Source organism: Xanthomonas sp. NCPPB 1826 (genome assembly GCF_056725285.1).
On the sequence record NZ_CM161521.1, the window covers coordinates 1,553,237 to 1,569,753 of the forward strand.

Here is a 16,517-nt window from a genome sequence, read left to right on the forward strand (position 1 = left end):
GGCGCAGCGACGGCGGGGCCGGGACGTGCCTGAAGCCAACGCGGTCAGCGCGGCCCCAGCACCAGCTCGATCACGAACTTGCTACCGAAGAACGACAACACCAGCAGCGCCATCGCGGTCAACGTCCAGTGCACCGCCTTGGTGCCGCGCCAGCCATTGCGCCAGCGCCCGATCAGCAGCGCACCGAACACGATCCACGACAGGATGCTGAGTACGGTCTTGTGCAGCAGCCGCTGCGCCAGGAAGTCCTGCACGAACAGCAGGCCGGTCAGCAGGGTCAGGCTCAACAGCACGAAGCCGACCGTAATCGTGCGGAACAGCAGCGTCTCCAGCTCGGTCAGCGGCGGCAGCGCGCGTAGCCAGGTGTGGAAGTCGCGGCGGCGCAGGGCGCGCTCCTGCAGCCACAGCATGATCGCCAGCAACGCGGCAATGCCCAGCGTGGCGTAGGCCAGCAGCGCCATCCACGCGTGCAGTTCCAGCCGCCAGCCCAGGTCCGAGCTCGGTTCGTGGCCGTAAGCGTGATAGCAGGCCAGCAGGATTGCCGACAGCGGGAACACCACCACGCCCACCGCCGCCATGCGCCCGCGCGCGCCGAACACTGCCGTCAGCGCGGCCATGCCCAGGCCGCACAGCGATAGCGCCGCGAAGAAATGCATGTCCGGCCCGCCGGCGGTGCGCAGCGCCACCAGCACGTGGTACCCGGCGTGCAGCGCCACGGCCGCCAGTGCCGGGATCAGCCAGCGGGCAGGCGCCTGGTTGCCATCGCGCAGCACCGAGCGGGTGAGCAGCGCCGTGGCCAGCAGATACAAGGCGAACGCGATGAGAACGATTGTCATCGTGGAAGTTTCGCATATTGGGGGCTGGGATTCGGGATTCGGGATTCGGGAAAAGCAGTTGCGAGCTGCGGGGGCTGGAGGTGGGCTGGCGTGCGGGGGGCGGAGCGCGAGCGGGCAGGGGCTACCCGCTGGCACTGCAGTTGCCGTTCCTGTCCTAGCGCTGCTGCGCTGGTTGGCTGTGCGCATTGCTGCGCGTTGGTGAGGCTGCTTGCGGGTTGGCTTCGCCGGTCGGGCGGTGGGCGGCCGCTGGGGCGGCCGGCTGGCCGGTGCCGCTATAATCGACGCCCGTTTCCCCTCACGCGGTCCCTTGCGCATGTTCGAGTCCCTTACCCAACGTCTCTCCGGCACCATGGAGCGCCTGCGCGGCCGCGGCCGCCTGACCGAGGAGAACATCCGCGAAGCCACCCGTGAAGTGCGCATCGCGTTGCTCGAAGCCGACGTCGCGCTGCCGGTGGTGCAGGCGCTGATCGAGCGCATCAAGGTGCGCGCGGTCGGTCAGGAAGTGCTCAAGTCGCTGACCCCGGGCCAGGCGCTGATCAAGATCGTCCGCGACGAGCTGACCGCCGTGATGGGCGCGGCCGCCACCGACCTCAACCTCAACGTGCCGGCGCCGGCGATCATCCTGATGGCCGGCCTGCAGGGCGCGGGCAAGACCACCACGGTCGGCAAGCTCGCCAAGCACCTGAAGGAAAAGCGCAAGAAGAAGGTCATGGTGGTCTCGGCCGACGTCTACCGTCCGGCCGCGATCGAGCAGCTCAAGACCCTGGCCGAGCAGGTCGGCGTGCTGTTCTTCCCGTCCGACGCCTCGCAGAAGCCGGTCGACATCGTGCGCGCCGCCATCAGCGATGCGCGCAAGTCGTTCGCCGACGTGCTGCTGGTCGATACCGCCGGCCGCCTGGCCATCGATGCGGCGATGATGGAGGAGATCAAGGCGCTGCACGCCGCGGTCAACCCGACCGAAACCCTGTTCGTGGTCGATGCGATGACCGGCCAGGACGCGGCCAACACCGCCAAGGCCTTCGGCGAGGCGCTGCCGCTGACCGGCGTGGTGCTGACCAAGACCGACGGCGACGCCCGTGGCGGTGCCGCACTGAGCGTGCGCTACATCACCGGCAAGCCGATCAAGTTCGTCGGTACCGGCGAAAAGACCGACGGCCTGGACGTGTTCCATCCCGATCGCGTCGCCAGCCGCATCCTGGACATGGGCGACGTGCTGTCGCTGGTGGAACAGGTCGAGCACAGCGTCGACCAGGAAAAGGCCGCCAAGCTCGCCGCCAAGGTCGCCAAAGGCAAGAAGTTCGACCTCAACGACATGAAGGAACAGCTTGAGCAGATGCAGAACATGGGCGGCATCCATGGGCTGATGGATAAGCTGCCGGGAATGGGCCAGATCCCGGACAACGTCAAGCAGCAGGTCACCGGCAAGGAAGTGCCGCGCATGATCGCGATCATCAACTCGATGACCAAGAAGGAGCGCCGCAACCCGGCGCTGCTCAACGGCTCACGCCGCGCCCGCATCGCCCGCGGCTCCGGCATGCAGCCGGCCGACGTCAACAAGCTGATGAAGCAGTACCAGCAGATGGAAAAGATGATGGGCAAGCTGGCCGGCGGCGGCATGAAGGGCCTGATGCGCAACATGAAGGGCATGATGGGCGCCATGGGCGGCCGCGGCGGCATGCCGTTCCGTTGAGTTTCAATCGGCGACGCGCGCGGTAAGTCCTTCGACAGGCACGCGTGGCGTTGAACTCGCGCATGACGCGTCATCACTTCAGGCCGCGCACGATGGGTTCGTTTTCGCAGATCGACGCCTTCCAGCAGCGTTTTGGTTTAGGCCTTCCCATCCTGCTCAGTCCCATGGCAGGCGCCTGCCCTGTGCCGCTGTCTGCGGCGGTTGCCAACGCCGGCGGCATGGGCGCAATGGGTGCGGTGTTGTCGCAACCGCAGGACATCGTGGCGTGGATGGCGGCGTTTCGCGACGCGAGCGCCGGGCCTGCGCAGGTCAATCTGTGGATTCCCGATCCGGCACCTGTGCGCGACGCCGCGGTAGAGGCGCGCGTGCGTGCGTTTGTGTCGCAGTGGGGGCCGCCGGTTCCCGAGGATGCGGGCGATGCAACACCGGCCGACTTCGATGCCCAGTTCGACGCCTTGCTCGCCGCACGGCCTGCCGTCGCCTCATCGATCATGGGCGTGTTTCGGCCCGATCAGGTTGCGCGGCTGAAAAACGCCGGCATTGCCTGGTTTGCCTGCGCCACCACGCTGGACGAAGCGCGTGCGGCCCAGGCGGCCGGTGCCGATGCGGTGGTTGCGCAGGGCGCCGAGGCCGGTGGGCATCGCGGTGCATTCGACGCCGCTCACGCCGAGCGGCAGATGACCGGGTTGTTCGCCTTATTGCCGCGATTGGTCGATCACCTGGATCTTCCGGTGATCGCCGCAGGCGGCATCGCCGATGCGCGCGGCATTGCCGCGGCGCTGACGCTGGGCGCGAGCGCCGTGCAGATCGGTACCGGCCTGCTGCGCACGCCCGAGGCGGCGCTGCCCAGTGCCTGGGCCGACGCCCTGGCCCAGGCCGAGCCGGAACAGACCCAGCCGACCCGTGCATTTTCCGGCCGGCTGGGGCGTGCGCTCGCCACGCCCTATGTGCGTGCTGCCATTGCCGCCGAGGCGCCAGTGTCGGCGCCGTATCCGGTGCAGCGCGCGCTGACCGCACCGATGCGTCAGGCCGCCGCGCGCGACAACCGGCTGGACGCCATGCAGGCCTGGGCTGGCCAATCGGCCTGGATGGCACAGGCCCAGCCTGCCGCGCAATTGCTAACCCAGTGGTGGGCTGAAGCACAGGCGCTGTTGTGCCGCTGATCTTCTGCAACGGCGCAGTGGCGACAGCGCAGCAGTTGGGCGCGGCCGCATTGATCAATTACGGCCACTTCACCACGCTGCAGGTGCGCGGCGGTGCGGTACGCGGGCTGGACCTGCATCTGCAACGACTGCAACACGACGGCGCTGCCTTGTTCGGTGCATCGATCGAAGAGGCATCCCTGCGCGTCCAGTTGCGCGCTGCGTTGTCGGCTGCGAACTGCGAAGACGCCAGCGTGCGCATCACCGTGTTTGCGCAGGATTTCGACCTGCGCGATCCATCGCGCCAGCTTGCGCTCGATGTGCTGATCTCCATCGCGCCCGCAGCCCGGATGCCAACCACCGCGCTGCGCGTGCAGCCGGTCCGTCATGTGCGCGAGCAACCTCGGCACAAGCATGTCGGCACCTTCGCGCTGCTGCATCTGCGTCGCCAGGCCATGGCGGCCGGCTACGACGATGCATTGCTGATCGACGCGCAGGCGCATCTGCTGGAGGGCGCCTTCTGGAATCTGGGCGTGTGGCAGCAGGGCAGGGTGGTGTGGCCGCAAGGGCCGGCGCTGCCCGGCACCCAGCAGCGTCTGCTGCAGGCCGGCCTGCAGACGCTCGGTATCCAGCAGGAGTTTCGCCCGGTCGTGCTGAGCGAGCTGGGCGGCTTTGATGGCGCCTTCAGCTGCAACGCGCGCGGTCAGCAGGCGATCGTGCAAGTCGGCGCGGCGTCGTGGCCGGCGCAGGCCGCGCAGCTGCCATTGCTGGAACAAGCCCTGCAGACCCAGGCCTGGCAGGGGATCTGAGCAATTCCGGGGTGACTTGGCTTCGCCGCCGGAGCCCGCTATAATCGCCGGCTTACCGCGCCATTCTGGCGACTGGGCAACTCAGGAAAACGACACCATGGTCAAGATTCGACTGACCCGCGGCGGCGCCAAGAAGCGTCCGTTCTACCACATCATCGTGACCGACGTGCGCAGCGCGCGCGACGGCCGCAACATCGAGCGTCTGGGTTACTACAACCCGGTTGCGCAGGGCGCAGAACCGCGCGTCGTGCTGGACGTTGCTCGCGTCGACCATTGGGTCGGCCAGGGCGCCCAGCTGACCGACAAGGTGCGCAACCTGTATCGCGAAGCATCCAAGTCCCAGGCCGCTGCGGCCTGATCCTGGAGGGCCGGGCGTCATCGCCTGGCCCAGAGTCGACGCAGATGAAGCCGACCGAGCGCCGCATCCTGTTAGGCAGGATTGTCGGCGCTTTTGGTGTCAAGGGCGAGCTCAAGCTCGAATCCTGGACCGAGCCGCGCAGTGCGATCTTCCGGTATCAGCCGTGGATCGTGCGGACGCCCTCGGGGCAGGAATCGGTCGTGAGCGGCGTACGTGGGCGCGATCAGGGCAAGAATCTGATTGCGGTGTTCCCCGACGTCACTGACCGCGACACCGTCGAAGCCATGCACGGAACCGAGATTTACGTCGCGCGCAGCGTGCTGCCACCACCCAAGCCCGATGAATATTATTGGGTGGATCTGGAAGAGCTGCAGGTGGAAACCGTCGAAGGCGTCAAGCTCGGCACGGTGTCGCACCTGTTCTCCACCGGCTCCAACGACGTGATGGTGGTACGTGGCGATCGCGAGCGGCTGGTGCCGTTCGTGCTGCCGGATTTCGTCAAGTCGGTCGACTTCGAAGCCAACCTGATCGTGGTGGACTGGGATCCGGATTTCTGACCGGAATGGCGCATCGCGCCGCTCCGCTCTTGCTTTACCCATTTTCCACTTCCGATTCCCGATTCCCCAGTGCGCATCGACGTCATCAGCCTGTTCCCCGAGTTCATCGCGCAATGCGCGGCGTTCGGCGTGGTCGGGCGGGCGCAGGAGCGTGGCTTGCTGGAATTGCAGGGCTGGAATCCGCGCGAGCATGCGCAGGGCAATTACCGCCGGGTGGACGATCGTCCGTTCGGTGGTGGGCCCGGCATGGTGATGTTGATCGAGCCGTTGCGGGCCTGTCTGGACGCGGTGCAAGCGGCAGATGCGCGTCCAGCGCCGGTGATCTATCTCAGCCCGCAGGGGCGGCCGCTCACCCAGCCGCTCGCTCGCGAGCTGGCGCAGTTGCCACGCATGGTGTTGCTGTGCGGGCGCTACGAAGGCGTGGACGAGCGCTTTCTGGCGCAGGCGGTGGATATGGAAATCTCCATCGGCGACTACGTGTTGTCCGGTGGCGAGCTTGGCGCGGCGGTGCTGGTGGATGTGGTGACGCGGTTGCAGGAGGGTGTGTTGAACGACGCCGAATCCGCAGCCCAGGACAGTTTCGAAGGCCCGCAAGGCCTGCTCGACTGCCCGCACTACAGCCATCCATCGACCCATGACTGGGGCGATGTGCCGGAAGTCTTGCGCTCGGGCAATCACGCTGCAATTGCGCGCTGGCGTCGGCAGCAGTCGCTGGGCCGGACCTGGTTGCGTCGCCCGGACCTGCTCGATGAGGCCGGGTTGGACAAGAACGATCGCCGTCTGCTGGACGAGTTTCGCCGCGAACTCGCCCCGGGCGACGAGAAATAAGGGCTCACCCCTAGCTCTTGCACTATCGATTGGGGTACAATACGCGGCTTGCTGGCCAGCCTTGCGTCTGGCCCTCCTACGAACCTCGAGCAATCGCCGTGCGGCGACTGCCGGTCCAATATCACCAGACACGCGGTGCCCATCATGAGCAAACTCAACAAGACCATCCTGGCTGACTTCGAAGCCGCCCAGATTCAGCGCAAGCTTCCCGAGTTCAACCAGGGCGACACCGTCGTGGTGAACGTCAAGGTGAAGGAAGGCAACCGCGAGCGCGTGCAGGCCTATGAGGGCGTCGTGATCGGTACCAAGAACGCCGGCCTGAACTCCGCGTTCACCGTGCGCAAGATCTCGCACGGCTTCGGCGTCGAGCGCGTGTTCCAGACCCACAGCGCCATCATCGACTCGGTCGAAGTGAAGCGTCGCGGTAAGGTGCGCGCCGGCAAGCTGTACTACCTGCGTGGTCTGGAAGGCAAGGCTGCCCGCATCAAGGAAGATCTGGCCGCCGCTGCACAGGCCAAGGCCGCTCGCCAGGCTGCTGCCAAGGCTGAGTGAGTCACTGGCAGGCTTGTCCTGCTGTTGCCAGACGGCCGCCTTCGGGCGGCCGTTTGTGTTGTGGGAATCGGGAATCGGCATTGGGGAATCGAGATTAGGGATTAGGGATTCGCCGGTTGTGCGTACGCGATGCTCACAGGTTTACACGTGAGCGCGCGGATGTTGCGCAGTGGGGCGGGATGTCTTTTCGTGGCGACTTGGCGAGCGATGGCGTCCGTCGGCTGGGCCGATCACTCAAGAAATCCCTGCGCGCTGTCTTGATCATTTCAATACAGCGTCCTGCTCCTGCTTTCGCGTGATGTCGGCCGGTGTGGCAGCGTGCCGCCTGGCGTCAGCGCTGGCGGGGAAGCGGCGCGCCCGCGATGGGCGCGGTATCGGCGACTGGCGAGGCCGGATGCGCCGGCACTTCGGCAGCCGCGGCCAGTTCGGCAGGATCTGCCGGCGTGGTCAGCATGCGTGCCTTGCGCCAGCCGCCCCAGCGGTAATACGCCAGCGACAGCAGCATCGAACACAGCGAGCTGATCGGAAGGCTCCACCAGATGCCGTCGGCTCCCAGATGCGGAATCAAGGCGTTTGCCAGCGGCACGCGAACACCCCACAGACCGAAGGCCAGGATCAGCAGCGGCGGGATCACCGCACCGGTGGCCCGCACCACGCCGGAAACCACGAAGCTCACGCCGAACAGCAGGAACGACCAGATCCCGATGTGGTTGAGATGCCGCGCGACCTCCAGTGTCGGGCTGTCGGTCGGCAGGAACAGCGCCAGCGTCCAGCGATCGAACACGATCAGCAGCCCGATCAGTACGCCGGTCATCAGGAAGTTGGCCGCGATGCCGGTGCGCGCGGTCGCATCCACGCGCGTCCACAATCCCGCGCCCACGTTCTGCGCGGCCATCGTCGAACACGCCGCGCCCAGTGCCATCGCCGGCATCTGCACATAGGTCCACAGCTGCAACGCGGCGCCGTAGGCGGCTGCGGTGTCGGTACCGAAGCCGTTGACCATCGTCATCATCGCGATCATGGCCAGCGAAATCAGCACCATCTGCAGGCCCATCGGCACGCCTTTGACGATGAGCGCGCGCAGGATGGTCGGCGCGATGCGGAACAGGTGCAGATCGGCGCGGCCCAGCCACAGCACATGGCGTTTGCTGCGCAGATACAGCAGCAAACCGCCCAGTGCCACCGCCTGCGCCAGCAAGGTGGCCCAGGCCGCGCCGGCGATGCCCAGCGCCGGGAACGGGCCCAGGCCGAAGATCAGCAGCGGGTTGAACACGATGTCCAGCACCACCGACACCAGCAAGAAGCGGAACGGCGTGCGGGCATCGCCGGTACCGCGCAGTGCCGCCGACAGGAACGCAAACACATAGATCAGCGGCATCGCCAGGAAGATCACCCGCAGGTACTCCTCGGCCAATGTCTGCGATGCAGGCGGTGTGCCCATGGCGGTCAACAGATGCGGCGCCAGAAACCAGCCCAGCACCGCGATCAGCGCCGACAGCCCGCCGAAGAAGCTGGCACTGGTGCCCATGACCTTGCGCGCCTGCGCGATATCGCGCGCACCCATCGCCTGGCCGATCAGGATGGTCGAGGCCATGCCGATGCCGAACACCGAGCCGATCAGGAAGAACATGATGCTGTTGGCGTTGGCCGCCGCAGTCAGTGCCGCCTCGCCGAGGTAGCGGCCCACCCAGATCGCATTGATCGAGCCATTGAGCGATTGCGCGATGTTCCCGGCAAGGATCGGCATCGCAAACAGCAGCAGATTCTTGCCGATCGGGCCTTCGGTCAGGATTGCGGATTTGGGCATCGCAGGCGCGCCGTGGTGCGGAAGCTGCGAACACTAGCATTGGCAGGTGTGAGGCGTGCTGTCGCCAGGCAAGTACTAACCGCCGCAGGAGCGTGAAGCCGCCAGGCCGATGACACGGAGCACGCTGTGCGGACCAGTCTGTATGAGTCAGCCAGAGCGTGAAAGGAAGGCTGTATTTGGACGGCAGCGACGCTTGAGTTACAGCGGGCTTGCCCAGATATTTCCCGCTCAACGCAGCCCGTTGCGACGCGCCGATGCAGTGGCGCTCACGGCAGCGGCCAGCAGCCCATTGGACCCGACGGCAAGCACAACGCGATGACTCAACTGGTGGAACAAGCGACGACGGTCAGGCTGGATGTCTGGCTGTGGGCGGCGCGCTTCTTCAAGACGCGCAGCCTGGCCAAGACGGCGGTGGACAACGGCAAGGTGGACGTTGCCGGCCAGCGGCCCAAGCCCTCGCGCACGCTGCGCAGCGGCGAGCAGCTGCGCATCGACCGTGGCGGCGAGATCTTCGAAATCACCGTTGCCGCGCTGAGCGATGTGCGCGGCCCGGCACCGGTCGCACAGACGCTGTATGTGGAAAGCGATGCCTCACGCGAGGCGCGGGCGCAATGGCGGCTGCAGCGCGCCGCCGAACGTACCGGCTATCGCGCGCCCGAGGGCAAGCCGGACAAGCGCGCACGCCGGCTGATCAACGCGCTTGGCGATATCGACGCGTTGTAGGACTGCGTAGTCTGTCCGCTGCAATTGGATGGTGGAAAAAGAAACGCCTGGGTCTTCGCCACGCTGGTCAATCAAGAAAGAACGGCGCTTTCCCATTGAGGTGGGAAGCGCCGTTTTCTGTTGTGGTGCGCGATGTAGCCGGTGCAGAACCATCGATCAGAAGCTTGAGAACCGCTCATAAGACCTGGCCGGCTGGCTAGCGGTCGAGTGGTGGCGGTGTTGGTGCAAGCCGCACAGTATCCGACCAGCGCACGTCATGCTCTGCTCTTATACAAGGCACACCGACCATCTCGACGGGTCCTTGCCCGCGCACCGTCGCGGGACCTTACGCGGCATGGATGCCGCGTAAGAGCCTACAGGGACGTACTTGCGGCGTGTCCCGCGACGGTGGGCGGGCAAGGGCCTTGCAGCCAAGCCGCAGAACAGCCGCTCTACAAACATCTTCAGTGTGCCAAGTCGATCTCTTGCGTGTAGTTAAACAGAGAGCTGCAGGCGCACGCACGAGGGCGTGCGCCTTGCCACTCACGCCAGATCGAAACGATCCAGCTGCATTACCTTGGTCCAGGCGGCGACGAAGTCCTGGACGAACTTCTCCTGTGCGTCGGCACTGGCATAGACCTCGGCCACCGCACGCAGGATCGAGTTGGAACCGAACACCAGATCCACGCGCGTGCCGGTCCACTTGGCTTCACCGGTGCTGCGGTCGCGGCCTTCGTAGATCTCCTTCGATTCGGAGGTGGCTTTCCACTCGGTGCGCATGTCGAGCAGGTTGGCGAAGAAGTCGTTGCTCAGCACGCCGGGGCGGGCGGTGAACACGCCATGGCTGGAGTCGCCGACATTGGCACCGAGCACGCGCAGGCCGCCGACCAGCACGGTCAACTCGGGCGCGGTCAGCGTCAGCAGCTGTGCCTTGTCGATCAGCAATGCCTCCGCGGGCACCGCATAGCGCTGCTTGGCGTAGTTGCGGAAGCCATCGGCCACCGGTTCCAGCACCGCGAACGATTCGACATCGGTCTGCTCCTGCGAGGCATCGGTGCGGCCGGGTGCGAACGGCACGGTGACGCTGTGACCAGCGGCCCGTGCGGCATGTTCGACCGCGGCATTACCGGCCAGCACGATCAGGTCGGCCAGCGAGATCTGCTTGCCGCCCGCCTGCGCGCCGTTGAAGTCGGCCCGGATGCGCTCCAGCGTGCCCAGTACCTGTGCAAGCTGCGCGGGTTGGTTGGCCTGCCAATCCTTCTGCGGTGCCAGACGGATGCGTGCGCCGTTGGCGCCGCCACGCTTGTCCGAGCCGCGGAAGGTCGATGCCGACGCCCACGCGGTTGACACCAGCTGCGCCACGCTTAGGCCGGAATCGAGGATGGTCTGCTTGAGGGCGGCGGCGTCCTGCGCATCGACCAGCGGGTGGTCGACGGCCGGCACCGGGTCCTGCCACAGCAGTTCTTCGCTCGGCACTTCGGTTCCCAGGTAACGCGAGCGCGGGCCCATGTCGCGGTGGGTAAGCTTGAACCAGGCCCGGGCGAACGCGTCGGCGAACTGGTCGGGGTGTTCGTGGAAGCGACGCGAGATGGCCTCATAGGCCGGGTCGAAACGCAGCGCCAGATCGGTGGTCAGCATGGTCGGCCGATGCTTCTTCGCTGCATCGTGCGCGTCGGGAATGATGGCGTCGGCATTCTTGGCCACCCACTGGTGGGCGCCGGCCGGGCTCTTGCTCAGTTCCCACTCGAACTTGAACAGATGGTCGAAGAAGTCGTTGCTCCACTGTGCCGGGGTAGTGGTCCAGGTGACTTCCAGGCCGCTGGTGATGGTGTCGGCGCCCTTGCCGCTGCCGTAGCGGTTGTGCCAGCCCAGGCCCTGGCTCTCCAGCTCGCCGGCTTCCGGCTCGGCACCGACGTTGTCGGCGGGGCCGGCGCCGTGGGTCTTGCCGAAGGTGTGGCCGCCGGCGATCAGCGCCACGGTCTCTTCGTCGTTCATCGCCATGCGTGCGAAGGTGTCGCGGATGTCGCGCGCGGCGGCAACCGGGTCGGGCTTGCCGTCCGGGCCTTCCGGATTGACGTAGATCAGGCCCATCTGCACGGCGGCCAGCGGATTTTCCAGATCGCGGGTGTGCGGCACTTCGCTGTCGTCGTCCTTCACCAGCACGCCGTGCGCTTCGTCCACGCCGGGCGAACCACGCGAATAGCGCTCGTCGCCACCCAGCCACTTGGTTTCGCGGCCCCAGTACAGGTCCTGATCCGGTTCCCAGGTGTCTTCGCGGCCACCGGCAAAGCCGAAGGTCTTGAAGCCCATGCTTTCCAGCGCGACGTTGCCGGTGAGGATCATCAGGTCGGCCCAGGAGATCGCCTGGCCGTACTTCTGCTTGATCGGCCACAGCAGGCGGCGCGCCTTGTCCAGGCTGACATTGTCCGGCCAGCTATTGAGCGGTGCGAAGCGCTGCTGGCCGCGACCGCCGCCGCCACGCCCGTCGCCGATGCGGTAGGTGCCGGCGCTATGCCAGGCCATGCGCACAAACAGCGGCCCGTAATGGCCGAAGTCGGCCGGCCACCAGTCCTGCGAGTCGGTCATCAGCGCACGCAGTTCCTGCTTGAGTGCGGCCAGATCGATGCGCTTGAACGCCTCGGCATAATTGAAGGTCTGGCCCAGCGGGTTGGACTTGCTCGAATGCTGGCTGAGCAGGTCCACGCGCAACTGCTTGGGCCACCAATCGCGGTTGGTGGTTCCGGTACCGACGACGGCGTGATTGAAAGGGCACTTTGCTTCGGTTGTCATGGCAATACCTGTGTGCGTGAGCACTTGGGGAGCTGTGTGCCGAAACTGCGGACACGTGCTGGTGGAATCGAAAAGGTGGGCAATGCGTCAGCGGTGGTCATCGATCGAAGGCGCAGATGCGGCCGTGGGGTTATCGAGAATGGTCGCCGGGTGTGCCGATGCTAGCGCCTGCCTGCAGGCGCCGGTATAGGTCGATATGCAGACTGTGACTGGCAGACAGACGCATCAGGCGGACTCATCGTGGTGGCGTGCGCACACGATAAGCAGCATCGATCGGTTGGGGAATTCGAATTATTCAACCATATCGATAGCGAGACGCTATGGATGGCACGCCGGTGCCGAACCGACCCGTGCCTGCGATCTCAGCGCTTGCTAAACAGGCTGCCGCCGAGCTTCATGACATCGCCCAGTCCAAGCTTTCCGTCGCCGTCCTGATCCAGCACGCTGCCCAGCAAGCCGTTGATCCCGGTGTCGCTGCTGGCGCGCTGCTGTTCCTGCGCCAGGGCCGGGCCGAGCTGGCTGCTGGCAGCGGCATTGCCGCCGAGGAAACGCTTGGCCAGATAGGCCATCACGATGGGCGCCAGCAACTGCAGCAGTTGATTGGCCTTGCCGGTTTCCAGGCCGGTGGCCTGGCCCAGACCGGCGGCAGCCTGCGGCGCCCTGTCGCCGAACAGATGCCCCACGATACCGGCGCCATTGCCTTGCGCACCGCTGGCCGAGCCGCCCAGCAGCGCACCGAACAGGCTGCCGATGTCCGGGCTGCCGGCATGATCGCGCTGCAAGGCACCCAGCAACGCATCGGTGCCGCCGGCCTGCTGGCTGTTACGGCCCAGGGCGCCCATCAACAGCGGCAGCGCGGTCTGCACCGCCGATTGCGCCTGCTCGGGCGCAATGCCGAGCCGGCTGGCGAGTTGCTGCAACTGCGGGCCTTGCAACTGCGCGGCGAGTTGATCGGTCAACGAGGCGGACGTGGTCATGGGTGTCTCCGGTTGGACAAAACGTTGCCGCAGCGTGCGCCCGTCGCGGCAGCAGAGCAACACGGCACGCGTCGCAATGCAGGGCGAGGGCAGCGATACCGCACAGTGGCAGTCAAGCCACTTCCTCCGACAACAACACGGCAACGGGTTGACCAACCCCGCAAGGCTTAGAGCCAGGCAACTACGCTCTTACGATTCCCGATTCCCGATTCCCGATTCCCGATTCCCCGCACTCAAAGCAACGCCTTCAACCGATACAAGGCTTCCAGCGCCTGCTTGGGCGTGAGTTCGTCCGGGTCCAGCGCCTGCAGCGCTTCCTGCGCAGCGGACGAGGGCGCGGTAAACAGGCCGAACTGTTGCGGGGCGTCCAATGCGGCCGGCGCCATCTGCGCGACATGGCTTTCGCCGCCGCGTTGTTCCAGTTCGGCCAGACGATGACGCGCCTGGGTCACCGCGGCCTTGGGCAATCCGGCGAGCGCGGCCACCTGCAGGCCGAAGCTGCGATTGGCCGGGCCGTCCTTGACCGCATGCATGAACACCAGGCGCTCGCCGTGTTCGACTGCGTCCAGATGCACGTTGGCGATGCCGCTGGCACCGCCGGCATGCGACTCGTCGGCCAGTGCGGTGAGCTCGAAGTAATGCGTGGCAAACAGCGTGTAGCAGCGGTTGGTATGCGCCAGATGGCGTGCGACGGCATCGGCCAGCGCCAGGCCGTCGTAGGTGGATGTGCCGCGGCCGATCTCGTCCATCAGCACCAGCGATTGCGGCGTGGCGTGATGCAGGATGTAGCTGGTCTCGGCCATTTCCACCATGAAGGTGGATTGCCCGCGCGCCAGATCGTCGCCCGCGCCGATGCGGGTGAGGATGCGGTCGATCGGCCCGATCACCGCGCGGCTGGCCGGCACATAGCTGCCGATGTGCGCCAGCAGCACGATCAGGGCGTTCTGGCGCATGTAGGTCGATTTACCGCCCATGTTCGGGCCGGTGATGACCAGCATGCGGCGGTCGGCATGCAGCTCCAGATCGTTGGGTTCGAACGGCTGGTCGCGCACCGCTTCCACCACCGGGTGGCGTCCGCGTTCGATGTGCAGGCAGTGGGCGCTGTCCAGTTCCGGCTGCGACCAATCCAGTGCCTGCGCGCGTTCTGCGAATCCGGCCAGCACGTCGAGTTCGCTCAATGCACTCGCGCAACGCTTGAGACCTTCCAGCTCGCTGCCGAGTGCATCGAGCAGGCCTTCGTACAGCAGTTTTTCGCGCGACAACGAGCGCTCGCGCGCCGACAGCACCTTGTCCTCGAAGCTCTTGAGTTCTTCGGTGATGTAGCGCTCGGCGTTGGTCAGGGTCTGCCGGCGGCTGTAGTGCAGCGGGGCCTTCTCGGCCTGGCCCTTGCTGATCTCGATGTAATAGCCATGCACGCGGTTGTAGCCGACCTTGAGCGTGGCGATGCCGCTGCTGGCGCGTTCGCGCTGTTCCAGGTCGATCAGGAATTGATCGGCATTGGTGGACAGCCGGCGCAACTCATCCAGATCGGCGTCGTAGCCGGTGGCGATCACGCCACCGTCGCTGAGCTTGAGCGGCGGTTGGTCCGCCACCGCGCTGATCAACAGGTGCGCGGTGGCATCGTGCTCGCCGAGTTCGGCGTGCAGCGTCTGCAGGCGCGGCGAATCCAGTGGTGCGAGGATCGCGCGTACCTTCGGCAACAGCGCCAGGCCATCGCGCAAGGTGGAAAAATCGCGCGGGCGCGCCGAGCGCAGCGCCACGCGGGTGAGGATGCGTTCCAGATCGCCCAGCGCGCGGAAGGCCTCGCGCACGTCGGCATCGGCGCCGCTGTCGATGAGGGTGCCGACCGCGTGGTGGCGCTGCACCAGCACCTCGCGCAGGCGCAGCGGGCGGTGCAGCCAACGCCGCAGCAGGCGCCCGCCCATCGGCGTGACCGTGCTGTCCAGCACCCCGAGCAAGGTGTTGCGGGTGTCGCCATCGACGCGCGTGTCCAGCTCCAGATGCCGGCGCGTGGCCGCGTTCATCGAGATCGCTTCGCTGGCCACTTCCATTGCGATGGAGGTCAGATGCGGCAGCCGCTGTTTCTGGGTTTCCTCGACATAGCCCAGCAGCGCGCCAGCGGCGGCGGTAGCGCAGGGCTTGTCGTCGATGCCGAAGCCGGACAGATCGTGCAACTTGAAGAACGCCAGCAACTGGCGCCGGCCGCTGTCGGCGTCGAACAACCACGTTGGCCGCCGCCGCACGCCGACGCGGCCGCGCAGGAACTCCGGCCAGTTGTCTTCGTCGGGCACCAGCAGCTCGGCCGGTTCAAGGCGTGCGATCTCCGCTTCCAGCGCGTCCACGCTGTCCACTTCGTTGACCAGAAAACGCCCGCCGGCCAGATCGGCCCAGGCCAGGCCGTAGCCTTGCTTGCTGCGCGCGATCGCCATCAGCAAGGTGTCGCGACGTTCGTCCAGCAACGCCTCGTCGGTGACCGTGCCGGGGGTGACGATGCGCACCACCTTGCGCTCGACCAGACCCTTGGCCAGCGCCGGGTCGCCGATCTGCTCGCAGATCGCCACCGACTCGCCCAACGCCACCAGCCGCGCCAGATAGCCCTCGTAGGCATGCACCGGCACGCCGGCCATGGGGATCGGCGCACCGCCGGAGCTGCCGCGCTGGGTCAGGGTGATGTCGAGCAGCCGCGCAGCCTTGCGCGCATCGTCGTAGAACAGCTCGTAGAAATCGCCCATGCGGAAAAACAGCAGCAGGTCGGGGTAGTCCGACTTGGCGGCGAAGAATTGCTTCATCAGCGGGGTGTGCTCTGCAGCCCCACCGGTGTTCTTGGTTTTTTCTTTTGTGTCAGTGCTTTGCAAGAAATGTTCTTCCGGGATGTGGCGGTCAATCAGGGTCGCCAGCGGCGAGTAACGGTGATTTGTTGCGAGGCTGTTGCGACGACCCTCCAAACGAGATCAATCGATGTTGCGACGAAACGGACGAAGCGTTGGACTGGCACGGGATGTTGTGACGGAACCAGGAGCCGCCTCACGTCGGCGCGGATGCAAGTTTAAGCCCACGCACCGACAAATCCTTGCGCTGGCGGTCGAGAGGGTGCCGGCCCTGGGTCCCGGTGGGCGATTGGCCATCGGGCCGGGGCCTTCAAACGTCCATTGCCGGATCGCTCAACGCATACCGGCGCTGTCGCAGATGAATCCGACATCGCCGCTAGTGCGCACGGCTGCCGGCTGGGCGGCCTGATCCCTGAGCGTGTGGCTCGGTCAGCCCGAGCACGTGCTGCTACGCCACGACCTGTGGACTTCCGCAAGTCAGTACCAGCCAAGATGAGACCTCTAAGGTCAATGTTGATGACAAAACTTGGCAGGTGTTGGCACGCCGACGCTGTCGTGCGGTCCTTATTGGTTGTCGTCGGCTAGCCAGTGTCCGTTCTGTTCGCGGAACGCGCTTCGCGTACGCAAGATGCAGCCATGCG

At 66.1% G+C, this 16,517-nt stretch carries 13 protein-coding genes; 8 read left to right on the top strand and 5 right to left on the bottom strand.

The window, feature by feature from the left end; all coding sequences use genetic code 11:
* Window positions 1-44 precede the first annotated feature (44 nt).
* Window positions 45-836, bottom strand: a complete 792-nt coding sequence (locus AC1PLA_RS06705) for a cytochrome C assembly family protein (protein WP_016901491.1) — start codon at window positions 834-836, stop codon at window positions 45-47.
* A gap of 313 nt (window positions 837-1,149) precedes the next feature.
* Between AC1PLA_RS06705 and ffh the strand changes: the two genes are divergently transcribed.
* The 7 genes from ffh (at window position 1,150) to rplS (ending at window position 6,772) form a co-directional block, all read left to right on the top strand.
* Window positions 1,150-2,526 carry a signal recognition particle protein gene (ffh, locus tag AC1PLA_RS06710; protein WP_016901489.1) on the top strand — a complete coding sequence of 459 codons (1,377 nt, stop codon included), beginning with the start codon at window positions 1,150-1,152 and terminating at the stop codon, window positions 2,524-2,526.
* 92 nt (window positions 2,527-2,618) lie between these two features.
* The gene (locus AC1PLA_RS06715) at window positions 2,619-3,689 is read left to right on the top strand and encodes an NAD(P)H-dependent flavin oxidoreductase (RefSeq protein WP_481105828.1); all 1,071 of its coding nucleotides are present in this window, start codon (window positions 2,619-2,621) and stop codon (window positions 3,687-3,689) included.
* Window positions 3,680-4,477, top strand: coding sequence for an aminotransferase class IV family protein (locus AC1PLA_RS06720; RefSeq protein WP_481105829.1), 798 nt, complete (start codon window positions 3,680-3,682; stop codon window positions 4,475-4,477). Before AC1PLA_RS06715 ends, AC1PLA_RS06720 begins: the two co-directional genes overlap by 10 nt.
* Window positions 4,478-4,574: 97 nt before the next feature.
* Window positions 4,575-4,835, top strand: coding sequence for a 30S ribosomal protein S16 (gene rpsP / locus AC1PLA_RS06725; protein ID WP_011036396.1), 261 nt, complete (start codon window positions 4,575-4,577; stop codon window positions 4,833-4,835).
* Window positions 4,836-4,879: 44 nt separating this feature from the next.
* Complete coding sequence (rimM, locus tag AC1PLA_RS06730) at window positions 4,880-5,392, top strand: ribosome maturation factor RimM (RefSeq protein WP_016901486.1); 513 nt, start codon at window positions 4,880-4,882, stop codon at window positions 5,390-5,392.
* 69 nt (window positions 5,393-5,461) lie between these two features.
* On the top strand, window positions 5,462-6,220 hold the full coding sequence (trmD, locus tag AC1PLA_RS06735; protein ID WP_039520068.1) for a tRNA (guanosine(37)-N1)-methyltransferase TrmD: 759 nt from the start codon (window positions 5,462-5,464) through the stop codon (window positions 6,218-6,220).
* A 144-nt stretch (window positions 6,221-6,364) separates the two neighbouring features.
* Window positions 6,365-6,772, top strand: a complete 408-nt coding sequence (gene rplS / locus AC1PLA_RS06740) for a 50S ribosomal protein L19 (protein WP_005989873.1) — start codon at window positions 6,365-6,367, stop codon at window positions 6,770-6,772.
* Between the two features lie 331 nt (window positions 6,773-7,103).
* Here rplS and AC1PLA_RS06745 read toward each other — a convergent pair whose 3' ends face one another.
* Window positions 7,104-8,579, bottom strand: a complete 1,476-nt coding sequence (locus AC1PLA_RS06745) for an MATE family efflux transporter (protein WP_481105830.1) — start codon at window positions 8,577-8,579, stop codon at window positions 7,104-7,106.
* 315 nt (window positions 8,580-8,894) lie between these two features.
* Between AC1PLA_RS06745 and AC1PLA_RS06750 the strand changes: the two genes are divergently transcribed.
* Entirely contained in the window at window positions 8,895-9,302 is a 408-nt protein-coding gene (locus AC1PLA_RS06750) for an RNA-binding S4 domain-containing protein (protein WP_016903197.1), read from the top strand.
* A 522-nt stretch (window positions 9,303-9,824) separates the two neighbouring features.
* Here the strand turns inward: AC1PLA_RS06750 and katG are convergent.
* The 3 genes from katG to mutS all read right to left on the bottom strand — a co-directional run bounded on the left by katG (window position 9,825) and on the right by mutS (window position 15,837).
* Entirely contained in the window at window positions 9,825-12,071 is a 2,247-nt protein-coding gene (gene katG / locus AC1PLA_RS06755) for a catalase/peroxidase HPI (protein WP_481105831.1), read from the bottom strand.
* Window positions 12,072-12,433: 362 nt separating this feature from the next.
* Window positions 12,434-13,048: a DUF937 domain-containing protein gene (locus tag AC1PLA_RS06760; RefSeq protein WP_102583605.1), complete on the bottom strand. Its 615-nt coding sequence runs from the start codon at window positions 13,046-13,048 to the stop codon at window positions 12,434-12,436.
* Window positions 13,049-13,281: 233 nt separating this feature from the next.
* Window positions 13,282-15,837 (bottom strand): DNA mismatch repair protein MutS, encoded by a 2,556-nt coding sequence (mutS, locus tag AC1PLA_RS06765; RefSeq protein WP_349779135.1) that lies wholly within the window; start codon window positions 15,835-15,837, stop codon window positions 13,282-13,284.
* Window positions 15,838-16,517: the final 680 nt, after the last annotated feature.